This window comes from Shewanella sp. SG41-4 (assembly GCF_014164505.1).
GTDB lineage: Bacteria > Pseudomonadota > Gammaproteobacteria > Enterobacterales > Shewanellaceae > Shewanella.
The window spans coordinates 1-5,003 of the sequence record NZ_JACJFI010000273.1; the positions used below are offsets into that span (position 1 = coordinate 1).

Here is a 5,003-nt window from a genome sequence, read left to right on the forward strand (position 1 = left end):
ATAGGGAGTTGAGCTACTATCAACATAAACGAATAGGCTTTGTTAATCACAAAGCCTTTTTTGCACAAGAATTGGCCATTTGACGTTTATTGACGCAATTTAACTTAAATGTACTTGAATTTAAGATTTAACTTGGTAGTTTCAGTTGTTAATTATTTGTTAACACAACGTATGACAATGATGTTGTACTTATACCATAAAAGATAATCAGTGCTTCAAGGAGCCAAGATGCCTAACCAGATTACATTATTAGAACAAACCAAACATGGTGATTTAAAACTGACTCCAAGTGACTTTTCACACGTGGCGGAGCAGCACATCGTGCCGGTTACCTTGCATGAAATTAACCGTGCTGCCACTGAGTATCCAATCGTATTTGTTAAAAACAGTGACACTAACGAATTTCAATCAGTTGCGATGTTAGGCCTAAAACCAGGTCAAAATCTAAGTGTGAAAGATGGTAAGTGGCAAGGTTTGTATATTCCAGCTGTTGTTCGTGACTATCCACTTGGTTTAGTTGTTAATCCAGACGTTAAAGATAAAGTATGGATTGGTATACGCGAAGATGCCAAAGAAGTGACTAAAACAGACGGCCAAGCATTATTTGAAGATGGTAAAGAAACTCCATTTTTAGAAGCGCGTAAGCAAGCTTTGATTAGCCACTATGAACAAGATCAAGCTACTCGCGGCATTTTAGGATTTTTAGATGAAAAAGGGCTGTTGATTAACCAGACTCTTACAGTTGATGTAGCGGGTGAGAAACGCAATATCAATGGTTTATATCTTATTGATGAAGCTAAATTAAATGCGTTAAGTGACGAAGAGTTTATTGAACTTAAAAAGCGCGGTTTACTAGGCCCAATTTATGGTCACTTGGGTTCATTAAACCAAGTTAATCGTTTAGCTCGTATTGAAGTACTCGGTAGATAGCCTCTGGGCTATCTAAACAAAACCGGCACTCAATTGAGTGCCGGTTTTGTTTAGGGAAGTTAAACTCAATAAATACAATATCTGAATCTAGATACCTTGACTCGATTAATGTTACAGATGCAAAAAAGCCACTCAATGAGTGGCTTTTTTGTTTTTATGGTGCCGGCACCAAGAGTCGAACTCGGGACCTACTGATTACAAGTCAGTTGCTCTACCAACTGAGCTATGCCGGCTAAAAATGGTGCCCGAACCCGGAATCGAACCAGGGACACGAGGATTTTCAATCCTCTGCTCTACCGACTGAGCTATTCGGGCAACTAACTAAGTGTTAGTTATCTACTTCAAACTAGGTATTAACTTGGTAATCAATGCCTGTCTCGTCTGGAGTGCGCACATAGTATAGTGATGGTTTTTATCGTGCAAGTGGTTTTTCAAATGTTTTTACTCGTTCGGCTAGTTAATGTGCAAACTGGTGCTTTTTTATCAATTTTAAACTAGAAAATCATTTTTTAACGTCAGATAAGCAAAACAAACGACCAGATCGCTTTGTCGTTCGGACTTAATTGAATGGATATACAGTAAAAATGTTACCTAGGCGTCAATAGGTATAATCAATAACACAAATTGTAAGTTGCATAGGTTAGGAGGGGATCTGGTTGATAGCTGATGATCGGGTTTGACTATTCATCCGTTTCAAACTCCTATAAGTGACCTTTTTCGAAGTAAGCTTTTTACGCTGATAATTGGCTCATACAACACTCAAAAGAAGCGTGTAATCGCGTCAGTTAATATTTTATGTTAATCATTCTATTTTGTAGAAAGATTTCGGCTACTTTTACGGATTTTCTTTCCTAAAAATAACGTTATCATGTTGTAACTTGTTTAGAGGAAAGTAATGCATGCTAAAAAACACTTCAGCAGGCTATGGCTTGGTGACCATTTTTGTCCATTGGTTGTCCGCTATAGTAATCATTGGCCTATTTAGTGCTGGTTATTGGATGGTTGATCTTACCTATTACAGTAGTTGGTACCAAACTGCACCGCATCTGCATAAAAGTGTCGGTCTGCTTTTACTTGGTTTAACGCTATTAAGGTTAACTTGGCGAGCGATATCACCCACACCTAGCTCATTATCGAATCATCAGCCATGGGAAAAACGTTTGGCGAAGTGGGCGCATATTGTTCTTTATACGTTAATGTTACTCATTATGTGTTCTGGAATTATGATTTCAACAGCTGATGGTCGAGATATTTGGATTTTTGACTGGTTTGCCGTGCCATTTCCGAATGCTTTGATTGATGATCAAGCTGATATCGCAGGCGTGATACATCAATACCTAGCTTATAGCTTAATTGGGTTGGTTACGCTGCATGCTGCAGGTGCGATTAAACATCATATTATTGATAAAGATAACACCCTTAAAAGAATGCTGATGCCAAATCGTATTGGCAAATAATCGAATTGTTTAACCGTCGAATGTATAAACCATTATGTTCGATGAATAAATCTCTACCTACTTATCAATTTATCAATCTGTTTGTTATTAACCAAAGGAATAAAAATTATGAAAAAACACCTTGTAGCAGCACTTATCGGTGCAACGTTTATGTTACCTGTTGCTGTTAATGCTGCCGACTATGTTATCGACACTCAAGGTGCGCATGCATCGATTCAATTTAGTGTAAGCCATTTGGGTTATAGCTTTGTAGTGGGGCGCTTTAATGAGTTTTCTGGCGACTTCAGTTTTGATGCTGACAAAGTGTCAGATGGCAAAGTGAATGTTAAGATTAATACTAACAGTGTTGATTCTAATCATGCCGAGCGTGACAAGCATTTACGCAGTGAAGACTTTTTAAATACCAGTAAATTCCCAGAAGCCTCTTTTTCATCAACCTCTATTGTCGATAAAGGTAATAACCAGTTTGTGATTAATGGGGACTTTACTTTAAATGGTGTGACAAAGCCGTTAAGTATTGATGCCGTTGCTATTGGTGAAGGTAAAGACCCATGGGGTGGTTACCGTGCAGGCTTTAGTGGCAAAACCACTTTTGCGATGAAAGATTTCGGTGTCAAAATGGATTTAGGTCCAGCTTCTGCTAACGTTGAATTAGCATTGGTAGTGGAAGGCGTCAAACAATAGTCTGTTGGGTTAGTTATTAATAGCCAAGAAAAAGCCGCTAAATTAAGCGGCTTTATTGTTTAATACAGTGATTAACTATATTGCTGGGTTATTCATCTTCAGCTGGTGGAACATAGCCTTCGATTTCAACGTCTTTACCTTCAAATAAAAAATTAGTCATTTGCTCTTCAAGAAACTTACGATCATCAACATTCATCATACTGAGTTTTTTCTCATTAATTAGCATGGTTTGCTTCTTTTGCCATAAGCCCCAAGCTTCTTTACTGATATTGTCGAAAATACGCTTACCTAATTCGCCAGGGTAAAGCTGAAAATCTAAGCCGTCAGCTGATTTGTTAAGATGTAGACACTGAACTGTGCGAGCCATGATGATTCCTTACTAACTTTAATTACACTAAAAATTAATGTGTCGCGAAAAGTACGGCTAAATTAGCCAAAATACGTTCTGTGGCTGCTGCCAATCCGACTTTCGCAGGTTGCTCTATGTTATACCAGAGAGCCGAGGTTTGTTCCATGATGCCAGTTGCTTGATTGACAGATAGTTCAACTAATACTGGTTGAATATCAAGATGGAAATGACTAAATGTATGCCTAAACCCAGCAAGCCCCTGTTCAGACTCTGTCAAATTATACAGCGTTAAATAGTCATCTAATTCTGCTTGTTGTTCAAATTGCGGAAAACACCATAATCCTCCCCATATACCTGCCGGTGGGCGCTGGATAAGCTGAACTTTAACTGAGTCTTCGCTGCTATCGACTAAAACCACCATAAAAGCTGATTTTTCTGGCGTTACTTTTTTTGGTTTTTTACCAGGATATAAACTTTGATGGCCCGACTGTTGAGCCAAGCAATCAATTGCTACAGGGCAGGCGGCACAATTAGGTTTACTGCGAGTACAAACACTTGAACCAATATCCATCATTGCTTGGTTAAACTTTTCAACGTTTTTAGCGGGTGTTAACGTATCAGTTAATTGCCACAATTGCTGTTCAACGTTTTTTTGTCCTGGCCAGCCTTCTATAGCACCATGTCTGGCTAATACGCGTTTTACATTACCGTCTAAAATAGGGTGGTGTTGCCCAAGGGATAACGATAACACAGCACCCGCAGTCGATTTACCTATCCCAGATAACGCGACTACATCATCAAACTGAGTTGGGAACTCGCCATTAAAAGCATCTCGAATATGTTGGGCTGCTTTATGAAGATTACGCGCTCTGGCGTAATAACCTAGACCGGTCCATAAATGCAATACCTCATCTTGATGAGCATTAGCAAGATCTATCACGCTAGGGAAACGCGCCATAAATTTTTCATAATAGGGGATCACCGTCGCGACTTGAGTTTGCTGGAGCATGATCTCCGACACCCAAACTCGATAAGGCGTTTTATTGATCTGCCAAGGCAGTGATTTTCGACCATGTAGGTCATACCAAGCGATGATACGCTCAGAAAATGGAGTCAAATTTTTCATGGGCGCAGTGTAGCCATAGCCATTTTATTACACAAGTGGCACCGATATTTTAAATCACACGTTTGCACTAAATTAGCGTAAACATGTGCAATGAGTTTAGGTATAATGTCTCACTGAGTTTAAAAACATCTATTACAGATAGCAATTGCGTAATGTGCAGGTAAATAATGCCGGAATAATATTTAGGCATTGTTTAATCTTTAGCTATAACAGCACAACAAAGTACGCAGACAATGAGGCAAAGATGAGCGACGTTACCACAGCTGAATTTAACGAAGACGGTAAGTATATTCGTAAAATCAGAAGTTTTGTTTTACGTGAAGGCCGTTTAACCAAAGGTCAATCTCAAGCAATTGAAGCACATTGGCCAACAATGGGACTTGATTACTCTCCACAAGCGTTAGGGTTAACTCAAGTATTTGGTCGCGATGCAGATACCGTTTTAGAAATCGGTTTT

General features: G+C 39.1%; 5 protein-coding genes, 2 tRNA genes and 1 pseudogene. 4 read left to right on the forward strand and 4 right to left on the reverse strand.

Features of this window, described 5'->3' with window-relative positions; translation table 11 throughout:
- Positions 1-228: 228 nt before the first annotated feature.
- Entirely contained in the window at positions 229-930 is a 702-nt protein-coding gene (locus tag H5202_RS17870) for a SapC family protein (protein ID WP_182773257.1), read from the forward strand.
- A 157-nt stretch (positions 931-1,087) separates the two neighbouring features.
- Here H5202_RS17870 and H5202_RS17875 read toward each other — a convergent pair.
- Together H5202_RS17875 and H5202_RS17880 are read right to left on the reverse strand one after the other, a co-directional pair.
- A tRNA-Thr gene (locus tag H5202_RS17875) sits at positions 1,088-1,163 on the reverse strand.
- 6 nt (positions 1,164-1,169) lie between these two features.
- Positions 1,170-1,245 (reverse strand) — tRNA-Phe (locus tag H5202_RS17880).
- Positions 1,246-1,829: 584 nt separating this feature from the next.
- Between H5202_RS17880 and H5202_RS17885 the strand changes: the two genes are divergently transcribed.
- Entirely contained in the window at positions 1,830-2,387 is a 558-nt protein-coding gene (locus H5202_RS17885) for a cytochrome b (RefSeq protein ID WP_182773258.1), read from the forward strand.
- A gap of 108 nt (positions 2,388-2,495) precedes the next feature.
- Positions 2,496-3,071: a YceI family protein gene (locus H5202_RS17890; RefSeq protein ID WP_182773259.1), complete on the forward strand. Its 576-nt coding sequence runs from the start codon at positions 2,496-2,498 to the stop codon at positions 3,069-3,071.
- Between the two features lie 88 nt (positions 3,072-3,159).
- Here H5202_RS17890 and H5202_RS17895 read toward each other — a convergent pair whose 3' ends face one another.
- Together H5202_RS17895 and mutY are read right to left on the reverse strand one after the other, a co-directional pair.
- A complete protein-coding gene (locus H5202_RS17895; RefSeq protein ID WP_182773260.1) occupies positions 3,160-3,438 on the reverse strand; it encodes an oxidative damage protection protein in 279 nt (92 codons plus the stop codon).
- Between the two features lie 34 nt (positions 3,439-3,472).
- Complete coding sequence (gene mutY, locus H5202_RS17900) at positions 3,473-4,546, reverse strand: A/G-specific adenine glycosylase (protein ID WP_182773261.1); 1,074 nt, start codon at positions 4,544-4,546, stop codon at positions 3,473-3,475.
- Positions 4,547-4,790: 244 nt separating this feature from the next.
- On the opposite strand from mutY, the pseudogene H5202_RS17905 reads away from it, so the two are divergent.
- Positions 4,791-5,003, forward strand: a pseudogene (locus H5202_RS17905) (tRNA (guanosine(46)-N7)-methyltransferase TrmB); the annotation flags it as partial.